Origin of the sequence: Amycolatopsis pretoriensis (assembly GCF_900107925.1) — a bacterium.
Taxonomy (GTDB): Bacteria; Actinomycetota; Actinomycetes; order Mycobacteriales; family Pseudonocardiaceae; genus Amycolatopsis; species Amycolatopsis pretoriensis.
Genome location: NZ_FNUJ01000007.1, coordinates 397,745 through 418,402 on the forward strand (window position 1 = coordinate 397,745; position 20,658 = coordinate 418,402).

Sequence of the window (20,658 nt, forward strand, 5' to 3'; positions counted from 1 at the left end):
GTTTCCTTCCTCAGAGGGAGTGGACGGCGGCGAGCAGCGCGGGCACCCAGCGGCCGGCGGCCAGGACGCAGGCGGCGTGCCCGGCCGCGACCTCGTACGTCGCCGCGCCCGGGAGCCGGCGGGCCAGCGACCGCTGGTGGTCGGGGGAGATGAACCGGTCCTTCGTGGTCACGACGACGGCCGCGGGCAGCCGCACCGAAGGGAGCCACGGCGTCGAGTCGAAGCGGCCGATCTCGTCGACGGCGACCGCGATCTCCCACGGCGTGGTCGACCGGAACTCCCGCAGCCCCCACCGGTAGTCCTCGACGCGCTCGCGCGGGACGGCGGCGGGCACGGGCGGCAGCTTCACGCGCTCGCGCAGCTGCCGCAGCGTCCGGCCGAACACGTCGAGCGCGACGCGCTGGCGCAGCCCGCGGCGGAAGTTGCTCGCCGTCGAACAGAGGACCAGTCCGGTAACACGTTCTGGTTCCGCATGGGCGACCAGCTGGGCCACCATCCCGCCCATCGAGTACCCGGCGAGCGCGAACCGGCCGATGCCGAGCGCGTCCGCGACGGCGGTGACGTCTTCGGCGCAGTCGGCGAGCCGGAACTCCGGCGACCGGATGCCACGCCCGTGCCACCGCTGGTCGAACACGACGACCCGGTGGTCGCGCGCCAGCCGGTCGAGGGCGGGATACCAGGTCAGCAGGCCCGTGCAGGCCACCGAATGCAGCAGGACGAGCGCGGGCGCGTCCCGCGGGCCGACGTCGGTGACGACGGTCCGGCCGCGCCCCGGCAGGTCCAGCGGGACCGGGTCGGGCACGCCGGCGGTCGGCGGCATGGTGATCAGCCGGCGGCGCGCGCCGCCGCGTTCGGTCACCGCCATGCACGTCCTCCGCCGGGGGTTGCCGTACCGACCCTTTCCGGTTAAGACTAGAACAGGTTTCAGTATTGCGCCGAATCCGGAGGGACGGGCGTGGACTTCACCCTTGACGATACGCAGACGGAGATCGCCGCCCTCGCCGCGAAAGTGCTCGGCGCGGAGGACGATCCGTGGCGTGCCCTGGCGTCCTCGGGCCTGCTGGCCCTCGCGCTGCCGCCGGACCTCGAAGGCGACGGCCTGGGCGTCGCCGAGGTCGCGCAGGTCCTGACCGAGGTCGGCCGCGCCGCCGCGCCGGTGCCCGCCTACGCCACCCTGGCCCTGGGCGTCCTGCCGATCGAGACGCTCGGCACCCCGGCGCAGCGCGCGGAGTTCCTCCCGCCGGTCGCCGCGGGGGAGGCGCTGCTCACCGCCGCGCTGAACGAGCCGTCCGCCCCGCTCGCGGCCGAACCCGCGACGACCGCGCGGGTGGCCGCCGGGAAATGGCTGCTCAGCGGCGTCAAGACCGCCGTCCCGTACGCCGACGGGGCCACCCGGATCCTCACCCCCGTGTCGACCCCGCACGGCACCGCCGTCTACCTCGTCGACCCGCGTGCCGATGGCGTCACGCTCGTCCCGACACCCACTTCCGCGGGGACGCCCGAGTTCACCGTGCGGCTGGACGACGTCGCCGTCGAGGAGACCGACCTGCTGTTCGACCGCGGTGCCGTCGCGGCGCTGCACCGGTTCGCGCTCGCCGGCGCGCTCGCGGCCGGGGACGGGCTCCTCACCGGCGCACTGGCCCTGACGGTCAAGCACGTGGGCGAGCGCACCCAGTTCGGCCGGCCGCTGGCGACCTTCCAGGCCGTGGCCGGTCAGATCGCCGACGTCTACATGGCCGCGCGGACCGTCCACCTGGCCGTGACGTCCGCGGTGTGGCGGCTGGCGGCCGGGCTGGACGCGGACGCCGAACTCGACGTCGCCGCGTACTGGCTCGCGACCCAGGCGCCGGTGGCGCTGGCCACCTGCCACCACCTGCACGGCGGCGTCGGTGTCGACGAAACCTACCCCCTGCACCGGTATTCGTCGCAGGTCAAGGATCTCGGCCGGACGCTCGGCGGCGCCGCGCACCGGCTCGGCAAGCTCGGCGAACGAGTGGCGGGGTGAGGGAGATGCACGTCGAACTGACCGCGGCGCAGAAGGACCTGCGCGCCGAGCTGCGCGCGTACTTCGCCGGGCTGATCAGCCCCGAAGAACGCCAGGCGATGCGGCGCGAGCGGCACGGGCCGGTGTTCCGCGAGATCGTCCGCCGGATGGGCCGCGACGGCCGGCTCGGCGTCGGCTGGCCGGTCGAGTACGGCGGCCAGGGCTTCGGCGAGATCGAACAGCACCTGTTCGTCGACGAGGCCGTGCGCGCCGACGTCCAGTTGCCGTCGGTGACGCTGCAGACCGTCGGGCCGACACTGCAGCAGTTCGGCACCGACGAGCAGAAAGCGTTCTTCCTGCCGAAGATCCTCGCGGGCGAAATCCACTTCGCGATCGGCTACACCGAGCCGGAAGCGGGCACCGACCTCGCGGCGCTGCGGACGACCGCGGTGCGCGACGGCGACGAATACGTCGTCAACGGCCAGAAGATCTTCACCACCGGCGGCCACGACGCCGACTACCTCTGGCTCGCCGTCCGGACCGCGCCCGACGCGCCGCGGCACAAGGGCATCTCGATCCTCATCACGGACACGAGCGACCCCGGCTATTCGTGGACGCCGATCATCACGTGCGACGGCGCCCACCACGTCAACGCGACGTATTATTCGGACGTCCGAGTGCCGGTGAACCGCCTGGTGGGCAAGGAGAACGAGGGCTGGCGGCTGATCACGACGCAGCTCAACCACGAGCGCGTCATGCTCGGCCCGGCCGGGCGGATCGGCGGGCTGTACGACCGCGTGCGCGCCTGGGCCGCCGCCCACGGCCTGCTCGACCTCGCCGACGTCCGGGCCGTGCTGGCCGACGCCATGGCGGTGACGCGGGTCAACGAGCTGCTGAACTGGCAGGTCGCGGTGTCCTCGGCGAGCGCGCCGGTGGCCGTCGCGGACGCGTCGGCGACCAAGGTGTTCAGCTCCGAGGTCATCCAGCGGATCGGCCGGAACCTCGAAGAACTCCTCGCCCGCCACGGCGATCTGTCCGATCCGGACACCGCCGAGCTGGCGGAGTGGCTCGACGTCGCCGCCAAGCGCAACATCGTGCTGACGTTCGGCGGCGGGGTCAGCGAAATCCAACGGGAGCTGATCGCCTCGATCGGCCTGGGCCTGCCGAGGGTGCCGCGATGACCGACATCTTGACGACCGCCGAGGAGATCGCCGCCCGCGGGGAGTGCGCGCCGCGCCTGGCGCGCGACCCCGTCAACCAGGCCATGGTGAACAACTGGGTCGAAGCGATCGGGGACACCAACCCCGTCTACACCGACCCGGAGTTCGCCGCGCAGAGCGTCCACAAGGGACTGGTCGCGCCGCCGGCGATGGCGCAGGTGTGGACGATGGGCGGGCTGAACGTCCCGCGGGGCAGCGACGACCCGCTCGGCCTGATGATGGAACTGCTCGACGAAGCCGGGTTCACCTCCGTCGTCGCGACGAACTCGGAGCAGACCTACCACCGCTACCTGCGGCCGGGTGAGCAGATCGAGGCGCGGACGCGGCTGGAAGACGTCGTCGGTCCTAAAAGGACGGCGCTGGGCGAGGGCTGGTTCGTCACCACGCGGATGACCTGGTACGTCGGCGAGGAAGCCGTCGCGGAGATGATGTTCCGGGTGCTGAAGTTCCGGCCACCGGCGCCTTCACCGCCCGCGGCACCGGTGTTGCGGCCGGTGATCAGCCGCGACACCGAGTTCTTCTGGGAAGGTCTTCGCCAGGGCGAACTGCGCATCCAGCGCTGGGGCGAGACGCTGCGGCACCCGCCGGGGCCGATGCCGCCGGACGGCGCGCTCGACGCGAAGCCGGACTACGTCGTCGCGAGTGGCCGCGGCACCGTGTTCTCGTACGTCGTGCACCACCACCCGCCCGTGCCGGGCAAGGAGCTGCCGTTCGTCGTGGCCCTGGTGGAGCTGGAAGAAGGGGTCCGGGTGATGGCCGAGCTGCTGGACGCGGCGGCGGACGAGGTCCACATCGGACTGCCGGTGGTGGCCGCGTTCGTCCGCGTCGACGACGACCTGACGTTGCCCGCGTGGAAGGTGGCCCGATGACCGTCACCGAAGGGACCGAGCTGCCGCCGTTGACGATCGAGGCGACGCCGACGTTCGTCGTCAGCACCGCGCTGGCCACCCGCGACTTCCAGGACGTGCACCACGACCGCGATTCGGCGGTGGCGCGCGGCTCGAAGGACATATTCCTCAACATCCTCACCGACACCGGCCTGGTGCAGCGGTTCGTGTCGGACTGGGCCGGGCCGGAGGCGCTGATCCGGTCGATCAAGATCCGGCTCGGCGTGCCGTGCTACGCCTACGACACGCTGACGTTCACCGGCCGGGTGGAGTCGGCTTCGGGGCGGGACGTCGTTGTATCGGTGTCCGGAGTGGACAGTCTCGGTGAGCACGTCGCCGGGACCGTGGAGGTGACGCTGCCGTGACGCTCTCGGGCCGGGCGGCCATCGCGGGGATCGGGGCGACGGAGTTCTCGAAGGACTCCGGGCGCAGCGAACTGCGGCTGGCGGCCGAATGCATCTCGCACGCGCTGGCGGACGCGGGACTTTCGCCGTCCGATGTGGATGGTCTGGTGTCGTTCACCATGGACGGCAACGCCGAGATCGCGGTGGCACGCGAACTGGGGATCCCGGAGCTGAAGTTCTTCAGCCGCATCCACTACGGCGGCGGCGCGGCGGCGGCGACCGTGCAGCAGGCCGCGATGGCGGTGGCGACCGGGGTCGCGGACGTCGTCGTCGCCTACCGGGCGTTCAACGAGCGCTCGGGGATGAGGTTCGGGCAGGTGTCTTCGGCCGCCGCCGGGCAGGTCAATTCGTCCGGTGTGGACAACGCCTTCCACTACCCGATGGGGATCGCGACCCCGGCGGCCACCGTGGCCATGGTGGCGCGGCGGTACCTGCACGACTACGGCGCGACGAGCGAGGACTTCGGCCGGATCGCGGTGCTCGACCGCAAGCACGCGGCGACCAACCCGAACGCGTGGTTCCACGAACGGCCGATCACCCTCGAGCAGCACCAGGCGTCGCGCTGGGTGGCGGAGCCGTTGCACCTGCTCGACTGCTGCCAGGAGAGCGACGGCGGGGTCGCGCTGGTCGTGACGAGTGTGGCCCGTGCCCGGGACCTCGCGCAGTCGCCGGCGGTGATCGCGGCGGCGGCGCAGGGGAGCGGGCCGGACCAGTACGTGATGACCAGCTACTACCGCGACGACCTGGCCGCGTTGCCGGAGATGGGCGTCGTCGGGCGGCAGCTGTGGGACCAGTCCGGGCTCGGACCGTCCGACGTGGACGTCGCGGTGCTGTACGACCACTTCACGCCGTACGTGCTGATGCAACTGGAGGAACTGGGTTTCTGCGGGCGCGGCGAGGCGAAGGACTTCATCGCCGGTGGCACGTTGGAGCTCGACGGCGCGTTGCCGCTCAACCCGCACGGCGGGCAGCTGGGCGAGGCGTACATCCACGGCATGAACGGCATCGCCGAAGGCGTCCGGCAGCTGCGCGGCACGGCGGCCAACCAGGTCGCCGGCGCGTCGCGGGTGCTGGTCACGGCGGGGACCGGGGTGCCGACCAGCGGGCTCGTCCTGACGAGCGGGGCGTAGCCGGCCGTCGCTCTTGTGGGTCAACGGGCTTCACCTCATTGACGGCTGGTGCGCGCCGGTGCGGGGTGTCACGGTGGTTTGACCAGCCGACGACGCGGAGTGAGGCCCCGAGATGTGTGACTTGCGGATCCCCGGCACGCGGATCGCCGGTTGACGATGGGCTGGGCGCTGACGGCGGCGTTCGCGGCGCTGGCGCTGCCGTGCGTGCTGCGGCTGGTCCGCCTCGACTACGTGCGCCTGGGTGCGGCGGTCCGCCACGGCGACCTGGCCGAGCTGCTGCTGGTGGTGGCGATGGTGGCGATGCTGTCCCCGGTGGGCGGCCCGATCCCGGCGGCGGGCTGGCAGGCGGTGCTGGCGCTGACGGCGGCGTGGTTCGCGGCGGCGTGGTGGCGTGGGCGCCGGTCGGGCTGCGCGCACCACGCGCTTTCGGCGGCGGCGATGTTCTACATGGTGACGGCGATGCCCCACGGCGGGATGGACCACGGACCGTGGCTGACGATGTCCACAATGGACGAGCGGCTGGCGTTACCGGTGGTGGCCGTGGTGGCGGCGGGGTATTTCGTGGCGGACGCGGCGTGGGCGGGGGTCCGGGCGGTCCGCGGCGCACCGGGCGCGGTGGTCGGGGGAGAGGCCGGTATGGCTGGGGTCACGCGGGTGCGGGCCGGGCAGGCTTCGCGCGCGATGTGCCGGGCGGCGATGGGGGCGGGGATGGGCTACATGCTCCTGGCGGCCGCTTTGTGAGGTGCGGGCGGGTCGTCGGAAGCTGCCACCGTGGCGGTCCCGGCTGCGCCGGGGCGGCGTGCTCGGGGATTGGCCTGTGGTTGGGTTCGAGATCGGCCACTGCGGCGGTCCGGGCTGTGCCGGGGCCGTGCGCTCGCGGGTCGGCCTGAGGTTGGGTTCGAGATCGGCCACTGCGGCGGTCCGGGCTGCGCCGGGGCCGCGTGCTCGCGGGTCGGCCTGAGGTTGGGTTCGAGATCGGCCACTGCGGCGGTCCGGGCTGTGCCGGAGCCGCGTGCTCGCGGGTCCGCCCCAAAGGTCGGCCTCAACACCCGCCACCGCGGCGGTCCCGGCTGTGCCGGAGCCGCGCGCTGGCGGGTCGGCCTGAGGTCGGGCTCGAGATCGCCGGGTCGGGGCTCGCGTGGCGGGCTTGCGGCGGCGGGGCGGCGGGCCGGCTCAGGCTTCGACCCGGCGGACCTCGCCCAACTCGCTCTCACCCGCGGCCGGGAGTGAAGCCGCCGGGTGGGCCGCGGTCCACTGGGTCGCCGCCGCGATGTCGTTCTTCAGCGCCGTGATCAAATCCTCCGCCGACGAGTACTTCTGCTGCTCCCGCAGGTGCGCGCCCAGCCACACCACGAGCGTCTCGTCGTACAAGTCACCCTTGAAGTCCAGTATGTGGGCCTCCAGCAGCCGGTAGCCGTCCGCTCCGTAGTACGTCGGGCGGCGGCCCACCGAGATCGCCGCCGGGAGGTGCGTTCCGTCCGCCCTGCGGACCCAGCCCGCCCACACTCCGTCGCCGATCGAGCCCGATTGGTCGCGCAAGGCGATGTTGGCCGTGGGGAAGCCCAGCTCACGGCCTCGCTCGTCGCCGTGCTCGACCGTTCCCCGCACCACGAAGTATTCGGAAGTCACCCCTCCACGGTAGCGGGCGCCGGCCGGGTCGGTCTCACGAAGTGGGCACCAGCACCGTGTCCGCCAGCACCGGGGCGTCGTCGCGCTCCGCCGCCGACGTCGTCACCAGCAGGCGGCCGGCCGAGCGCCACACCCGCGTCCGGAGCGTCTCGCCCGGGAACACCACCCCCGCGAACTTCGTCGAGAACGACGCCACCCGCGCCGGGTCGCCGTCCAGGAACTCGTTCACCAGCACCCGCGCGACGATCCCGTACGTGCACAGGCCGTGCAGGATCGGCCGGTCGAACCCGGCCGCCCGCGCGAACGCCGGGTCCGCGTGCAGCGGGTTGCGGTCGCCGCACAGCCGGTACAGCAGCGCCTGCTGCGGCAACGTCGGCGTCTCGAAGACGAAGTCCGGCTCGCCGGAAGGCCACTCGATCCGGTCGGACGGACCCCGCGAGCCGCCGAAACCGCCCTCGCCGCGGGCGAAGATGCTCGACCGGGCCGTCCACAGTGGATCGCCCGACGACGACGTGACCGCAACCTCCTGGATCACCACCGCGGCCTTGCCCTTGTCGTACACGTCGGCGATGCGGGAGCGAGCCACCGCCTTCCCCGACGTCGGGACCGGCCCGTGCAGGGTGATCTCCTGCTTGCCGTGCAGCACCTTCGCCAGGTCGATCTCGACGCCGGGGAACGACACCGCCGGCGGGTCGAACACGCGCAGGTTCGCCGCGACCGTCGCGAACGTCGGCAGCACCACCAGGTCCTGCTCGTAGGTGTAGCGCGGCTCGTCCGGGCCCGCGCCCAGCGCGAGGTGGTAGAGCAGCACGTCCGACGACGTCCAGGCGAAGTTCACCTCGCCGATCTCGGCACCGATGGCGACCGCGGGATCGATGGGCACGCGGGGCTCCTATTCGTAGCTGATCGAGACGTCGTCGGTGACCGGCAGCGACTGGCAGGCCAGCACGATGCCGTCGGCGATGTCCTCGGCGTCCAGGACCTCGTTGTGCAGCATCTTCACCTCACCCGAGACGATCCGGCACGCGCACGCGCTGCATTGTCCCTCGCGGCACGAGTACGGCGCGTCCAGGCCCGCGTCCAGCAGGTGGTCCAGGAGCATCCGCTGCCGCGGCCACGCCATCGACCGCGTCTCGCCGTCGAGGGTCACGGTCAGGGCCGCGGGAGCCTCGTCCGACTCCGGGGCCGACTCTTCGACGACGGCTTCGAACGGGTTCCCGGTCAGCGACGTGAACTTCTCGACGTGCACCCGGTCCCGCGGCACCCCGAGCTGCCCCAGCGCCTCGCGTACGGCGGCCATGAACGGCGCCGGACCGCACAGGAAAGCCTCGTGGGACGTGTACGCCGAAGCCAGTCCACGCAGCTGCGACACGTCCGGCAGCCCCTGGACGCTCTCGAGCCAGTGCACGACGACCAACCGGTCGCCGTACCGCTTCGCCAGTGACGCGAGTTCGCCCGCGAAGATCACCGAATTCTCGTCCCGGTTCGCGTAGACCAGCACGACCCGGCCGGACCCGGTCTCCAGCGCCGTCTTCAGGATCGCCATCACCGGCGTGATCCCGCTGCCGCCGGCGAAGAGCAGGAAGTCCTCGTCCACCGACGTCGGGCAGAACACGCCCGCCGGCGCGAGCACGTCGATCTCCATGCCCGGCCGCAAAGACGAGCACACCCAGCTCGACCCGTACCCGCCGTCGGTGCGCTTGACCGTCACCTGCACGCGGTTCTCGTGCGGCGCGCTCGACAGCGAGTAGCAGCGCGCCACCGAACCCGTCCGGTCGCTGGGGATCCGCAACGTCAGGAACTGGCCCGCCGTATAGGAAAACGCCGCCGCGTGCTCGGCCGGGATCTCGAACACCACCGACCGCGCGTCCGCTGTCTCGACGACGACGTCGGCGACCGTCAGCGTGTAGACGCGCTCACCCATCGGCCACCGCCAGCGAGCCCTCCCGCACCGCGTCGCCGATGCTGTCCGCCAGCTTCGGGCACGTGTCGAGCAGCGCCGACGGGCCGTCCGCGTCGGCGAACACCGGGCAGGTCTCGGCGGGCCGGGACGTCCACTGGATGCTGGTGTGCTGGATGCTGTTCTTCTTCACCAGCACGCACGTCCCGCAGCTGCGGCACTCGTGCGGCCGCAGCCCGCCCGACAGGAACTCGGTCTGCTCGGCGGTCGTCACACTTCCGCCTCGGTCTTCTGGCGGGCCAGGTTTTCCGCCACCTCCGCCGCCCAGGCCTCGTTCGCCTTCGAAGTGTCCACTTCGAACTCGAAGCGCCGGGTCATGTCCTCGGTGACGTCGGCCGCGTCGACGTAGAACTGCTGGTACCACCGGCGAAGCTGGTAGACCGGACCGTCCTCTTCGCACAGCAGCGGGTTGTCGATCTGCGTCTTGTGCTTCCAGATCTCGACGTCCTGCAGGAACCCGGCCCCGATCCCGCGGGCCAGCTTCGCCGCGATCTTGTCGGCGTGCTCGTCGGTGAGCCCGTGCTGCTTCTTGACCTTCATGCCGTACTGCAGCACGAACGACGTCGGCGTCACGGGGTAGTGGCAGTTGATGAGCACGCTCTCGATCTCGTAGCCCTGGAACGAGTTCACCAGCTTGTTGATCATGTAGGACGGCCCGAAGTACGACGCCTCCGAGCGCAGCAGGTTGTCCTCGCCGCCGTAGTTCGACGCCATGCCCATGTCCGGGCGGCCCTTGGTGTTGAGGTACTGCGTCGCGATGTGGCCCTCGAAGACGTTCTTGAAGTACGTCGGGTAGGCGTAGTGGATGTAGAAGAAGTGGGCCATGTCGACGACGTTGTCGATGATCTCCCGGCAGTTCGAGCCGTCGATGAAGATCTCGTCCCAGGTCCAGTTGCTCCACTCGTCACTGTCGGCGGCCTCGATCCGCGGGATGGCCAGCTCCGCCGGCGGCGGGTTGCCTTCCGGGTCGTGCCAGACCATCAGCTGGCCGTTCTGCACCGACGCCGTCCACGACCGCGTCCGCGCGCGCAGCGGAACCCGCTTGGCGTAGGGGATCGAGACGCACTTGCCCTTGCCGTTCCAGCGCCAGTCGTGGAACGGGCACGCGACCTCGTCGCCCTTGACGCTGCCCTGGGTGAGGTCGCCGCCCATGTGCCGGCAGTAGCCGTCGAGGACGTTCAGCTCCCCGTGGGAGTCGGCGAACACCACCAGTTTCGTGCCGAACGCCGTGACGGCGTGCGGTTTCCCGTCGCGGAACCGCTCGGCCAGGCCGAGGCAGTGCCAGCCGCGCGCGAACCGGGTCGGCGGCTCTCCGGCGTAGATGGTGCGTACGGATTCCTGCGTCATCGCTCGCCTCCCGTGGTCCCTTGATCTTCGTGCGCCAGCCGCGTCGCCGCAAGGTAGCCGAACACCATGGCCGGCCCGATGGTCGCGCCCGGCCCGGCGTACGTCCGGCCCATCACGGCCGCGCTGACGTTGCCCGCGGCGGACAGGCCCGGCACGACCGAACCGTCCTCCCGCAGGACTCGTGCCTGTTCGTCGGTCCGCAGCCCGCCCTTGGTGCCGAGGTCGCCCGGCACGATCTTCACCGCGTAGTACGGCGCTTTGTCGAGCGGGCCGAGGCTGGGGTTGGGCTTGTTGCGCGGGTCGCCGTAGTAGTGGTCGTACTTGCTGACCCCGCGCTGGAAGTCCTCGTCGACACCGTTGCGCGCGAAGCCGTTGAAGCGCTCGACGGTGGCCGCCAGTCCCTCGGGTGGGACGTCCATCTTCGCGGCCAAGCCTTCGAGCGAACCCGACTTCACCGCGATCCCGGCCTTGAACCAGCGGCCGGGCAGCGGCTGGCGCGGCCCGACGCCGGTGAACATGTACCGGTCCTTGTACTTCTGGTCGAACACCAGCCAGGTCGGGATGTGCTCGCCCGGGCCGTCGCCGGCGCCGTACATCGCGTGCACGGCCTCGACGTAGGGCGCCGACTCGTTGCCGAACCGCTGCCCGCGCGCGTCGACCATGATGCAGCGCGGCCGCGACCGCTCGGCCAGGGCGAACCACGGCCCGCCGGTGAGCGGCAGCGACGGTCCCCACCAGGCGTCGTCCATCAGGTCGAGGGCGGCGCCGAGCTTGAGGCCGGCGGTGATGCCGTCGCCGGTGTTGGCGGCCGCGCCGACGGTCCAGTCGATGCCGATCGGCGCGCGTTGGTACTTTTCGCGCATCTCGAGGTTCTGCTCGAAGCCCCCGCTGGCGAGGATCACCCCGCGCCGCGCTCCGACGACGCCGTCCGCGGTCACGACGCCGGTGACGCGGTCGCCTTCGACCTGGAGGTCGACCAGCGGCGTGTTCAGCCGGACGTCGACGCCCGCCCTGGTCAGGCCCACGCGCAGGCCGGCCGCAAGCGCTTGCCCCATGCTCAGCAGCCGCTGCCCGCGCAGCTTCCCGACGAGCCACTGGACGCCCAGGGACAGCATCCGGACGGCCCCGCGCGGGTGCCGCGCGAGGAGGCTCAGCCAGCGGTAGTCGGCCTGGGTGATCGGCACGCCGAGCGGGGGAGCGCTGTAGGGCGGTTCGAGGTGGGCCAGGTCGGCGCCGAGCAGCTTGCCGTCGAACGCCATCGGCTCGACCGACCGGCCGCCGGGCCGTCCGCCCGGGGCTTCGGGGTGGTAGTCGCTGTAGTCGCGGACCCACCGGAACTTCAACGGCGTGTGGTCGCAGACGAACTTCAGGACCTCGGGGCCGTGGTCGAGGAACGTGTCGCGCCGGACGGCCGGGACGACGTCGCCGACGATCGAGGCCAGGTACTCGCGCGCCCGCTCGGGCGGTTCGTCGATCCCGGCGGCGCGCAGCGCGTGGTTGCCCGGCAGCCAGACCCCGCCGCCGGAGCGGGCGGTCGAGCCGCCGAAGCAGGCGGCCTTCTCGAGGACGACGACGCTCAGGCCGTTACGGGCCGCGGCCAGCGCGGCGGTCATCCCGGCGGCGCCACTGCCGACGACGACGACGTCGAACTGCTCCGTCATGCCACCTCACTTGCTGTATCGATGGTTACCGATCTGGCCGACAGCCACGGCGGAAAGGCTGCCGGTGAGCGGGTCGCCACCGGTCCGTGTCCGCCTGCTTTTCGGCCAGATCGGTAACGTGTTCCACAACAAGAGTATCCAGTTGAGAGCCACTTTCGCTCACCATAGACGAGAACGTGTTTCAGTTCTAGGGTACCGACCATGGACGAACTCGTCGCGGACGTCATCATCGTGGGGTTCGGGGCGGCCGGCGCCTGCGCCGCTCTCGAAGCGGCCGACGCGGGCGCCGAGGTCATCATCGTCGAACGGTTCGCCGGTGGCGGCGCGAGCGCGGTCAGCGGCGGCGTGGTCTACGCGGGCGGCGGCACCGCCCAGCAGGTGGACGCGGGCGTCGACGACTCCGTCGACGCGATGTACGCCTACCTCAAGCTCGAGGCCGGGGACGTCGTCGCCGAGAAGACGCTGCGGCGCTTCTGCGAGGGCAGCCGCGAGATGATCACCTGGCTGGAGGGCAACGGCGTGCCCTTCGAAGGCAGCCTCTGCCCGTACAAGACGTCGTACCCCAGCGACGCCCACTACCTGTACTACTCCGGCAGCGAGGCCGCGGGCGGGTTCCGCGACGCGGCGAAGCCGGCCCCGCGCGGTCACCGCGTGAAGGGGCCCGGGACGTCGGGGAAGATGCTGATGACCCGCCTGGAAGAGGCCGTGCGCGAGCGCGGGATCCGGATGCTGACCCAGACCCACGTCCGCGGTCTGATCCAGGAAGACGGCCGCGTCACCGGCCTGGTCGCCGACACGTTGGAGAACGCGCCCGCCGGAGTCAAAGCCCGGCACCGGCGGCTCGCGCAGTACGCCGCCAAGCCCGGGATCTACATGCCCTCGCTGCGCAAGTCGCTGCACCGGCGCGTCGAACGCCTCGAACGCGCGCACGGCCGTGAGCTGCGGATCACCGCCCGGCGGGGGGTCGTGCTCGCCGCGGGCGGGTTCATCGCGAACCGCGAAATGGCGCGCGAACACGCCCCGCGGTACCGCGGCGGGCTCGCGCTCGGCACGTCCGCCGACGACGGCTCGGGTATCCGGCTCGGCGTCGAGGCCGGGGGCGCGACCGGTGAGCTGGGCCGGATCTCGGCCTGGCGGTTCGTCACGCCGCCGAGCGCGTTCCTCGGCGGGATCATCGTCGACGCCGGGGGACGGCGGGTCATCGACGAGTCCCGGTACGGCGCCGCCGTCGGCGAGAAGCTGATCGAAGAGCACGAGAGCAAGGGCTGGCTGCTCGTCGACGCGCCGATCGTCGCGGAGGCCCGGCGGGACGGCCGGAAGCAGAGCCAGTGGTTCCAATGGCTCCAGCTGCGGTACCTGCTGCGCCGCGGCCGGGTCATCGGCGCGACGGTCGAAGAGGCCGCGCGCAAGGCCGGCGTCGATCCGCAGGGGCTGCGGGCGAGTGTCGAGGCCTATCACGGCGCTTCGGATCCGGTCGGCAAGCCCGAGGAGTTCCGGCGGCGGCTGGAGAACCCGCCGTTCTCGCTCATCGACATCTCGGTCCGGCCGAACCTGGGGTACCCCACGCCGATGCTGACCCTGGGCGGTCTGGTGGTCGACGAGGACACCGGCGCGGTGCGGGACGCGGCGGGGCAGTCCATTCCCGGGCTGTACGCCGCCGGGCGCACCGCGGTGGGAATCTGTTCCAGGTCCTACGTGAGCGGGTTGTCCCTGGCCGACTGCGTGTTTTCCGGCCGCCGGGCAGGGATCAACAGTGCCCTGGCGCAGGGTGTTCTCGACAAAAACGAGAACGTGTTCTAGTCTTGGCGCAGTGAGCAAGAGAGAGGACTGCGCATGAGCGAGCAGGTGATCGCCGGGGTCCGGGACCTCCTGCCGGTCCTGCGGGAACGGGCCCAGGACACCGAGGACGCGCGGAACGTGCCCGAGGAGTCCGTCAAGGCCCTGCAGGAGACCGGGTTCTTCAAGATGCTGCAGCCGAAACCGTTCGGCGGCCTCGAATCCGACCCGGTGAGCTTCTACACCGCGGTCAAGCTCATCGCGAGCGCGTGCGGGTCCACCGGCTGGGTCGCCTCCATCCTCGGCGTCCACCCGTGGCACGTGGCGCTGTTCGACGCCCAGGCGCAGCAAGAGGTCTGGGGTGAGGACGAGGACGTGCGGATCTCCTCGTCGTACGCGCCGATGGGCAAGGCGGAGGTCGTCGAAGGCGGCTACCGGCTGTCCGGCCGCTGGAGCTTCTCCTCCGGCTCCGGTCACTGCACGTGGGTGCTGCTCGGGGGACCCGCGTTCAAGGACGGCAAGCCGGTCGACTTCTGCACGTACCTGCTGCCGATCGCGGACTACACCATCGTGGACGTCTGGGACACCGTCGGCCTGCGCGGCACCGGCTCGAACGACATCGTCGTCGAGGACGTCTTCATCCCGCAGCACCGCGCGCTGAGCTTCATCGCGACGTCGAAGTGCAAGGTGCCGGGCCAGGCCGTGAACCCCGGGCCGCTCTACCGGCTGCCGTACGGCTCGGTGCACCCGTCCACGATCACCGCGCCGATCATCGGCATGGCGCAGGGCGCGTACGACGCGCACGTCGAGCACCAGCGCAAGCGCGTGCGCGCCGCGTACGCCGGGGAACAGTCCAAAGAGGACCCGTTCGCCAAGGTGCGGATCGCCGAGGCGGCCAGCGAAATCGACGCCGCGTGGCTGCAGCTGACGCGCAACATCGACGAGCTGTACGAAATGGCCAAGCGCGAGGAGCGGCTGCCGGCGGACCTGCGGTTGCGCGTCCGGCGCGACCAGGTGCGCGGCACCGAACGCGCGATCGCCGCGATCGACCGGCTCTTCGAGAACTCCGGCGGCCGCGCGATCCAGCGCGGCACGCCGATCCAGCGCTTCTGGCGCGACGCGCACGCGGGTCGCGTCCACGCGGCCAACGACGCCGAGCGCGCGTACGTCATGTTCGGCACCGGCGTCTTCGGGCTCCCCGTCGAGAACGCGATGTACTGATGGCCGCTCCGGAAGGCAAGTACGTCCAGGCCGGCTCGCTGAAGCTGCACTACCACGAGGCCGGCGCCGAACACGCCGAGACGGTGATCCTGCTGCACGGCGGCGGGCCCGGCGCCTCGGCGTGGAGCAACTTCGGGCGCAACCTGCCGGAGTTCGCCAAGCACTACCGGACGATCGCCGTCGACCAGCCCGGCTTCGGGCGGTCGGACAAGCCGACCGAGCACCCGCAGTACTTCCGGCACAGCGCGGACGCCGTCCTCGGGCTCATGGACGCGCTGGGGATCGAACGCGCGCACTTCGTCGGCAACTCGCTCGGCGGCGGCGCGGCGGTGCGGTTCGCGCTGAACCACGGCAAGCGCGCCGGGCGGCTGGTGCTGATGGGACCGGGCGGGCTGAGCGTCAACCTGTTCGCGCCCGATCCGACCGAGGGCGTCAAGAACCTCGGCAAGTTCGGCGCGAAACCGAGCCGCGAGCGGATGGAAGCGTTCCTGCGCATCATGGTCCACGACCAGGCGCTGATCACCGACGAGCTGATCGACGAACGCTTCGCCGCGGCGAACACCCCGGAGTCCCTGGCCGCGATGCGCGCGATGGGGAAGTCGTTCGCCCACCCCGAAACCTACGAAGAAGGCATGCTCTGGCGCGAAGCCCATCGCCTCCGCCAGCGCGTGCTCCTGATCTGGGGCCGCGAGGACCGCGTCAACCCCCTCGATGGGGCACTCGTGGCGCTCAAGACCATTCCGCGCGCGCAGCTGCACGTCTTCGGCGGCTGCGGGCACTGGGCCCAGCTGGAGAAGTTCGACGAGTTCAACCGGCTGGCCCTCGACTTCCTCGGGAGTTCCTGATGGGCATCCGGTCACTGGGCTACCTCCGCATCGAAGCCACCGACATGGCGGCCTGGCGCGAGTACGGGCTCAAGGTGCTCGGCATGGTCGAAGGCAAAGGCTCCGACCTGGAGTCGCTTTACCTGCGCATGGACGACTTCCCGGCGCGACTGGTCATCTCCCCGGGTGCGGCGGACCGGCTGGCCGTCACCGGCTGGGAGGCGGCCAACGCCGGCGAGCTCGCCGAGATCCGGTCCCGGTTGGACAGTGCTTCCGTGCCCTACAAGGAAGGCACGCCGGAGGAGCTGGCCGACCGCCGCGTCGACGAGCTGATCAGCTTCGACGACCCGTCCGGCAACACCCAGGAGGTGTTCCACGGCGTCGCGCTGCAGCACCGGCGCGTGGTGAGCCCGTACGGCCACCGGTTCGTCACCGGCGAGCAGGGCCTCGGCCACGTCGTCTTGTCCACAAAGGACGACGAGGCGTCGCTGCGGTTCTACCGGGACGTCCTCGGCTTCCGGCTGCGCGACTCGATGCGCCTGCCGCCGCAGATGCTCGGCCGGCCCGCCGACGGCCCGCCCGCGTGGCTGCGGTTCTTCGGCTGCAACCCGCGGCACCACAGCCTGGCGTTCCTGCCGATGCCGACGCCGTCCGGGATCGTGCACCTGATGGTCGAGGTGGAGAACACCGACGACGTCGGCCTGTGCCTCGACCGCGCGATCCGGCGGAAGGTGCCGATGTCGGCCACGCTCGGCCGGCACGTCAACGACCTGATGCTGTCGTTCTACATGAAGACCCCCGGCGGCTTCGACGTCGAGTTCGGCTGCGAAGGCCGCCAAGTCGACGACGACAACTGGATCGCCCGCGAAAGCACCGCGGTTTCCCTGTGGGGCCACGACTTCTCGGTCGGCGCGCGACCCCCGGGCGCATGACCTCCGTGGTGGTCGACCAGGCCGGCTTCCGCAGCGTCCTCGGGCACTTCTGCACCGGCGTCACGGTGGTCACCGGCCGCGACGGCGACACCCTCGCCGGGTTCGCCTGCCAGTCGTTCGCGGCGCTGTCGCTGGATCCGCCGCTGGTGCTGTTCTGCCCGGCCCGCACTTCGCGGACGTGGCCGGTGCTGGCGGCGGCGGGGAGGTTCGCGGTCAACGTGCTGGCCGAGGACCAGCAGGAGGTCAGCGCGGTGTTCGGCGCCCGCGGCGAGGACAAGTTCGCCCGGGTCGGCTGGACACCGGCGCCGTCCGGGGCACCGCTGCTCGACGGCGCGTTGACCTGGATCGACTGCGAGCTGGAAGCCGTCCACGAAGCCGGCGACCACTACGTCGTGATCGGCCGCGTGACCGCGCTGGGCGCGCCGTCGGACGCCCGGCCGCTGCTGTTCCACCGCGGCCGGTACGCGGTCACCGAGCCGGCGAAGGACGCGCTGTCGGCGTTGATGCCGTGGCCGCGTCCGGACGACTGGCTCTGACGTAACAGCCACGGGGACGCGGGCGACTTCCCGGGAGTCGTCGCCCGAGGAGGACCGCCGTGCAGCTGTCCGGTTTCCCGGCCGCCGAGGTGGAGTTCGACCGGACCGGCGAGCTCGCCGGCGACCGCGGCGCGGCCGTCCGGGCGCTCGCGGCCGACCCGGCGGTCACCGATCTCGTCGTCCTGACCCACGGCTGGAACGACGACCACCTCGTCGCGCGGCTGCTGTTTTCGGCGCTGGCGGGGTCGCTGCGCTCGGTTTCGGGTGGGCTGCCGGGCCGGCGGATCGCGTTCGCCTGCGTGCTGTGGCCGTCGCGCAAGCTCGCCGAGGGCGGGGTGGCGGAACGGCTGGACCTGCTGCGGGACCTGGTGCCCGAGCAGCGGCTCACGATCGCCGCCGCCGCCGACCTCGTCCCGGCGCTGACCGCCCGCGCGACCGCGCGCACGGCGTTCGCCGCGGCGCTGCTGTCGGCCGCCGCCCGCGGCGCGGACGACCACGAGGACGCGTCGACGCAGCTGTTCACGCTCCCCGGCGGCACGGTGATGGACCGCCTCGGCGCGACGAACTTGCTGGACTTCCTCGCGTACTACGAGCTGAAGGCGCGCGCGGGTGCGGTGGGCGTCCGCGGGCTCGCGCCGTTGCTGGCAAGCTTCGCCGGACCCAAGATCCACCTCGTCGGCCACGGCTTCGGCGGCCGGTTGATGACGGCGGCGGCCAACGCGGCCGCGTCCGTGGGGACACTGACCCTGCTGCAGGCGACCCTCTCGCACCACGCCTTCACCGGCACGTTCCGCCGGATCGTGGCCGACGGGTTGGTGACCGGGCCGATCATCGTCACGCACTCCGCGCACGACGACGTCGTCGGCGTTCCGTTCACGATCGCGTCCCGGATCGTCGAAGCCGCGTCCGGCCACTTCGGCGCACTCGGGCGCACCGGTGCGCAGGGGATCGCCGACGCCGGAGAGCTGGTGCCGGTGGGCGGGACCTACCACTGGAAGCCGGGGGTGCCGCACAACCTGCGTGCGAACCGGTTCGTCCGCAGCCACACCGATGTCTGCGGGCCCGAGATCGCTCACGCGCTGTGGTCGGCGATCGCGGCGAGTTAACGCGACCGGGTGGTTGTGCAGGGGTTCACAGGTGGGCCGCATCCCATTCACGAGAGTAAGCCGAGCCTTCGCGGGCACACTGGTACCCACTTGATGCTTTTCCTGGGAGGAGTGTGTCGCGCATGCGTGGGCCCAGCGGACGGATCGCCCGGTTCCGGCGCCGGTTGCACCCCGGCCGCAACCCGCTGACCAGGTTCGGCGACCGCGTCGAAGCCGCCCTGCTGGTACTGGTCTTCGCCGGCGCGCTGCTGGCGCTGCCGTTCGCCGCGGCGTTCGGCTCCGAGACCTACGCCGCGCAGACCGCCCGCGCCGAGCAGGAACGCACGACCCGCCACCCGGCGACGGCGGTGTCGCTGGCCGCGGCGCCCAACCAGACCTACAGCACCGACGGCGCGGGCGCCCCGGCCGACCAGACGACGGTCCAGGCGGCCTGGTTCGACGCCCGCGGAGCCCGGCACACCGGGGACGTCCTGGCCGACGCGGGCAGCCCGGTGGGCACGCACGTGTCGGTCTGGCTGGACCAGCGCGGCGAGCTGACGAACGAGCCGCTCTCGCCGTCGACGTCGGTGGCCGACGGCATCTTCGCGGCGATCCTGCTGTGGGTGGCGATCACGGGCTCGCTGGCCGGTTTGTACGGAGCAGGCCGGTTCGCCGTGAGCCGCGTCCACGCGTCGGCGTGGGACCGCGCCTGGGCCGAAGCCCGCCACGACAGCCGGTTCTGACCTCACTTCCAGCGGAAGTGCACGAACACCCGGCCGAAGTTGTCCTTGTCCTTCTCGACGCGGTGGTAGAGCGCCTTGACGTCCTTGCGCTCGAGGAACCGCAGCACGTGCTTCTTCAGCTGACCGGACCCTTTCCCGGGGATGATCTCGACCAGCGGCGCCTTCTTGGCGACGGCCTCGTCGATGATCGCCTTGAGCGCCCGGTCGATCTCGCCGCCGCGGTTGTAGATGTCGTGGAGGTCGAGTTTCAGCTTCACAGCGCCTGCCACCAGCCGTCGACCGCCGGGGGAGCGGCCACGTCGACGCGCTCGCCCGGGCGGGGGATGGCCAGCGGCAGGTCCGCCGCCTTCGCCTCGCGCCAGACCCGGTCCGCCGGCTCGCCCCACGGGTGCATCGCCAGCTGGAACGTCGCCCAGTGCACCGGGACCAGCAGCTTCGCCCGGACATCGATGCCCGCCGCGACGCCTTCCTCCGGGGTCATGTGGATGTCCGGCCAGTGCGGGGCGTACGCGCCGATCTGGATCAGGGCCGCGTCGAACGGGCCGTGCGCTTCCCCGATCGCGGCGAACCCGTCGAAGTAGCCCGTGTCACCGCTGTAGAACACGCGGTGGTCCGGCCCGAGCAGCGCCCACGACGTCCACAGCGTGTCGTCGTTCGAGATGCCGCGGCCGGAGAAGTGCTGGGCCGGCGTCGCCACGAACCGGACCCCGGCGACCGTCGCGTCCTGGTGCCAGTCGAGCTCGATGATCCGCGACGCGGGGACGCGCCAGCGCTCCAGGTGCGCGCCCACCCCGAGCGGGACCAGGAACGGCGCGTCGGACGACGTCACCAGATCGCGGATCGTGGCCAGGTCCAGGTGGTCGTAGTGGTCGTGCGAAATGACCACGGCGTCGACGCGGCCGACCTCGGCCAGCGTCACCGGCGGCTCGTGCAGCCGCCGCGGGCCGGCGAACGCCGCCGGCGACACGCGGTCGCTCCACACCGGGTCGAGCAGGACGCGGGCGCCGTCCAGCTCGATCAGCGCCGACGCGTGGCCGTACCAGGTCAGGTGCAGGCCGTCGGCGGACTCGACCGGCGCCGACGCGACCAGCGGCACCGCGCCCCGGGGTTTGCGCAGTTCGCGGTGCTCGCCGAAGAACATCTCCCGGAAGATGGTCCGCATCGCCGACGCCGTCATCGGGTGGCGCGGCGCGACGTTGCGGAACACCTTGCCGTCGAACTGCGGCGACGAGCGGACCCGCTCGGCCCGCGCGCCGGTGGCCTTCCCGCCGAACGCCGCCGGCAGGTCCTTCAACGCCGCGATCGTCTTCCTCATGGGA

General features: G+C 71.7%; 22 protein-coding genes. 13 read left to right on the forward strand and 9 right to left on the reverse strand.

Features of this window, described 5'->3' with window-relative positions:
- Positions 1-10: 10 nt before the first annotated feature.
- Positions 11-865, reverse strand: a complete 855-nt coding sequence (locus BLV96_RS31750) for an alpha/beta fold hydrolase (protein ID WP_167379794.1) — start codon at positions 863-865, stop codon at positions 11-13.
- Positions 866-955: 90 nt separating this feature from the next.
- Between BLV96_RS31750 and BLV96_RS31755 the strand changes: the two genes are divergently transcribed.
- The 6 genes from BLV96_RS31755 (at position 956) to BLV96_RS31780 (ending at position 6,366) form a co-directional block, all read left to right on the forward strand.
- A complete protein-coding gene (locus BLV96_RS31755; RefSeq protein ID WP_086684915.1) occupies positions 956-2,005 on the forward strand; it encodes an acyl-CoA dehydrogenase family protein in 1,050 nt (349 codons plus the stop codon).
- 5 nt (positions 2,006-2,010) lie between these two features.
- Entirely contained in the window at positions 2,011-3,165 is a 1,155-nt protein-coding gene (locus BLV96_RS31760) for an acyl-CoA dehydrogenase family protein (RefSeq protein ID WP_167379795.1), read from the forward strand.
- Positions 3,162-4,073, forward strand: coding sequence for a bifunctional MaoC family dehydratase N-terminal/OB-fold nucleic acid binding domain-containing protein (locus BLV96_RS31765; protein ID WP_086684921.1), 912 nt, complete (start codon positions 3,162-3,164; stop codon positions 4,071-4,073). The genes BLV96_RS31760 and BLV96_RS31765 overlap by 4 nt, the downstream gene beginning before the upstream one ends.
- The gene (locus BLV96_RS31770; RefSeq protein ID WP_086684924.1) at positions 4,070-4,456 is read left to right on the forward strand and encodes a hotdog family protein; all 387 of its coding nucleotides are present in this window, start codon (positions 4,070-4,072) and stop codon (positions 4,454-4,456) included. The genes BLV96_RS31765 and BLV96_RS31770 overlap by 4 nt, the downstream gene beginning before the upstream one ends.
- A complete protein-coding gene (locus BLV96_RS31775; protein ID WP_086684927.1) occupies positions 4,453-5,625 on the forward strand; it encodes a lipid-transfer protein in 1,173 nt (390 codons plus the stop codon). Before BLV96_RS31770 ends, BLV96_RS31775 begins: the two co-directional genes overlap by 4 nt.
- A 156-nt stretch (positions 5,626-5,781) precedes the next feature.
- Entirely contained in the window at positions 5,782-6,366 is a 585-nt protein-coding gene (locus tag BLV96_RS31780) for a DUF5134 domain-containing protein (RefSeq protein ID WP_167379813.1), read from the forward strand.
- Between the two features lie 432 nt (positions 6,367-6,798).
- Here BLV96_RS31780 and BLV96_RS31785 read toward each other — a convergent pair whose 3' ends face one another.
- Genes BLV96_RS31785 through kstD form a run of 6 tightly spaced genes read right to left on the reverse strand, consistent with a single transcriptional unit; the run spans position 6,799 to position 12,222 of the window.
- Positions 6,799-7,254, reverse strand: a complete 456-nt coding sequence (locus BLV96_RS31785) for a riboflavin kinase (RefSeq protein WP_086684851.1) — start codon at positions 7,252-7,254, stop codon at positions 6,799-6,801.
- Between the two features lie 34 nt (positions 7,255-7,288).
- Entirely contained in the window at positions 7,289-8,137 is an 849-nt protein-coding gene (locus BLV96_RS31790; RefSeq protein ID WP_086684854.1) for a MaoC/PaaZ C-terminal domain-containing protein, read from the reverse strand.
- A 9-nt stretch (positions 8,138-8,146) separates the two neighbouring features.
- Complete coding sequence (locus tag BLV96_RS31795; RefSeq protein WP_091389801.1) at positions 8,147-9,178, reverse strand: ferredoxin--NADP reductase; 1,032 nt, start codon at positions 9,176-9,178, stop codon at positions 8,147-8,149.
- Positions 9,171-9,428 carry a hypothetical protein gene (locus tag BLV96_RS31800; RefSeq protein ID WP_086674992.1) on the reverse strand — a complete coding sequence of 86 codons (258 nt, stop codon included), beginning with the start codon at positions 9,426-9,428 and terminating at the stop codon, positions 9,171-9,173. Before BLV96_RS31800 ends, BLV96_RS31795 begins: the two co-directional genes overlap by 8 nt.
- Positions 9,425-10,561 (reverse strand): 3-ketosteroid-9-alpha-monooxygenase, oxygenase component, encoded by a 1,137-nt coding sequence (locus BLV96_RS31805; RefSeq protein ID WP_086674993.1) that lies wholly within the window; start codon positions 10,559-10,561, stop codon positions 9,425-9,427. Before BLV96_RS31805 ends, BLV96_RS31800 begins: the two co-directional genes overlap by 4 nt.
- Complete coding sequence (gene kstD, locus BLV96_RS31810) at positions 10,558-12,222, reverse strand: 3-oxosteroid 1-dehydrogenase (protein WP_086674994.1); 1,665 nt, start codon at positions 12,220-12,222, stop codon at positions 10,558-10,560. The genes BLV96_RS31805 and kstD overlap by 4 nt, the downstream gene beginning before the upstream one ends.
- Before the next feature lie 201 nt (positions 12,223-12,423).
- Here kstD and BLV96_RS31815 point away from each other — a divergent pair, with 201 nt between their 5' ends.
- The 7 genes from BLV96_RS31815 to BLV96_RS31845 all read left to right on the forward strand — a co-directional run bounded on the left by BLV96_RS31815 (position 12,424) and on the right by BLV96_RS31845 (position 19,339).
- Positions 12,424-14,022, forward strand: a complete 1,599-nt coding sequence (locus BLV96_RS31815) for an FAD-binding protein (RefSeq protein ID WP_086674995.1) — start codon at positions 12,424-12,426, stop codon at positions 14,020-14,022.
- Positions 14,023-14,055: 33 nt separating this feature from the next.
- The gene (gene hsaA / locus BLV96_RS31820; protein WP_086674996.1) at positions 14,056-15,219 is read left to right on the forward strand and encodes a 3-hydroxy-9,10-secoandrosta-1,3,5(10)-triene-9,17-dione monooxygenase oxygenase subunit; all 1,164 of its coding nucleotides are present in this window, start codon (positions 14,056-14,058) and stop codon (positions 15,217-15,219) included.
- Positions 15,219-16,064 (forward strand): 4,5:9,10-diseco-3-hydroxy-5,9,17-trioxoandrosta-1(10),2-diene-4-oate hydrolase, encoded by an 846-nt coding sequence (hsaD, locus tag BLV96_RS31825; RefSeq protein WP_086674997.1) that lies wholly within the window; start codon positions 15,219-15,221, stop codon positions 16,062-16,064. The genes hsaA and hsaD overlap by 1 nt, the downstream gene beginning before the upstream one ends.
- The gene (gene hsaC, locus BLV96_RS31830; protein ID WP_086674998.1) at positions 16,064-16,975 is read left to right on the forward strand and encodes an iron-dependent extradiol dioxygenase HsaC; all 912 of its coding nucleotides are present in this window, start codon (positions 16,064-16,066) and stop codon (positions 16,973-16,975) included. The genes hsaD and hsaC overlap by 1 nt, the downstream gene beginning before the upstream one ends.
- Entirely contained in the window at positions 16,972-17,511 is a 540-nt protein-coding gene (gene hsaB, locus BLV96_RS31835; RefSeq protein WP_086674999.1) for a 3-hydroxy-9,10-secoandrosta-1,3,5(10)-triene-9,17-dione monooxygenase reductase subunit, read from the forward strand. The genes hsaC and hsaB overlap by 4 nt, the downstream gene beginning before the upstream one ends.
- Positions 17,512-17,570: 59 nt before the next feature.
- Positions 17,571-18,617 carry a hypothetical protein gene (locus tag BLV96_RS31840; RefSeq protein WP_086675000.1) on the forward strand — a complete coding sequence of 349 codons (1,047 nt, stop codon included), beginning with the start codon at positions 17,571-17,573 and terminating at the stop codon, positions 18,615-18,617.
- A gap of 122 nt (positions 18,618-18,739) precedes the next feature.
- A complete protein-coding gene (locus tag BLV96_RS31845) occupies positions 18,740-19,339 on the forward strand; it encodes an Rv1733c family protein (RefSeq protein ID WP_086675001.1) in 600 nt (199 codons plus the stop codon).
- Positions 19,340-19,341: 2 nt separating this feature from the next.
- Here the strand turns inward: BLV96_RS31845 and BLV96_RS31850 are convergent, their stop codons facing one another.
- Together BLV96_RS31850 and BLV96_RS31855 are read right to left on the reverse strand one after the other, a co-directional pair.
- Positions 19,342-19,596 (reverse strand): Smr/MutS family protein, encoded by a 255-nt coding sequence (locus tag BLV96_RS31850; RefSeq protein ID WP_086675002.1) that lies wholly within the window; start codon positions 19,594-19,596, stop codon positions 19,342-19,344.
- Positions 19,593-20,654: an MBL fold metallo-hydrolase gene (locus BLV96_RS31855; RefSeq protein ID WP_086675003.1), complete on the reverse strand. Its 1,062-nt coding sequence runs from the start codon at positions 20,652-20,654 to the stop codon at positions 19,593-19,595. The genes BLV96_RS31850 and BLV96_RS31855 overlap by 4 nt, the downstream gene beginning before the upstream one ends.
- Positions 20,655-20,658: the final 4 nt, after the last annotated feature.

Excerpts from the sequence above, each read along its gene's own strand:
- BLV96_RS31750 (WP_167379794.1), bottom strand. The coding sequence starts at position 865 with ATGGCGGTGACCGAACGCGGCGGCGCGCGCCGCCGGCTGATCACCATG.
- BLV96_RS31760 (WP_167379795.1), top strand. The coding sequence starts at position 2,011 with ATGCACGTCGAACTGACCGCGGCGCAGAAGGACCTGCGCGCCGAGCTG.
- BLV96_RS31765 (WP_086684921.1), top strand. The coding sequence starts at position 3,162 with ATGACCGACATCTTGACGACCGCCGAGGAGATCGCCGCCCGCGGGGAG.
- BLV96_RS31770 (WP_086684924.1), top strand. The coding sequence starts at position 4,070 with ATGACCGTCACCGAAGGGACCGAGCTGCCGCCGTTGACGATCGAGGCG.
- BLV96_RS31780 (WP_167379813.1), top strand. The coding sequence starts at position 5,782 with ATGGGCTGGGCGCTGACGGCGGCGTTCGCGGCGCTGGCGCTGCCGTGC.
- BLV96_RS31795 (WP_091389801.1), bottom strand. The coding sequence starts at position 9,178 with ATGGGTGAGCGCGTCTACACGCTGACGGTCGCCGACGTCGTCGTCGAG.
- BLV96_RS31805 (WP_086674993.1), bottom strand. The coding sequence starts at position 10,561 with ATGACGCAGGAATCCGTACGCACCATCTACGCCGGAGAGCCGCCGACC.
- kstD (WP_086674994.1), bottom strand. The coding sequence starts at position 12,222 with ATGACGGAGCAGTTCGACGTCGTCGTCGTCGGCAGTGGCGCCGCCGGG.
- BLV96_RS31815 (WP_086674995.1), top strand. The coding sequence starts at position 12,424 with ATGGACGAACTCGTCGCGGACGTCATCATCGTGGGGTTCGGGGCGGCC.
- hsaA (WP_086674996.1), top strand. The coding sequence starts at position 14,056 with ATGAGCGAGCAGGTGATCGCCGGGGTCCGGGACCTCCTGCCGGTCCTG.
- hsaD (WP_086674997.1), top strand. The coding sequence starts at position 15,219 with ATGGCCGCTCCGGAAGGCAAGTACGTCCAGGCCGGCTCGCTGAAGCTG.
- hsaC (WP_086674998.1), top strand. The coding sequence starts at position 16,064 with ATGGGCATCCGGTCACTGGGCTACCTCCGCATCGAAGCCACCGACATG.
- hsaB (WP_086674999.1), top strand. The coding sequence starts at position 16,972 with ATGACCTCCGTGGTGGTCGACCAGGCCGGCTTCCGCAGCGTCCTCGGG.
- BLV96_RS31845 (WP_086675001.1), top strand. The coding sequence starts at position 18,740 with ATGCGTGGGCCCAGCGGACGGATCGCCCGGTTCCGGCGCCGGTTGCAC.
- BLV96_RS31855 (WP_086675003.1), bottom strand. The coding sequence starts at position 20,654 with ATGAGGAAGACGATCGCGGCGTTGAAGGACCTGCCGGCGGCGTTCGGC.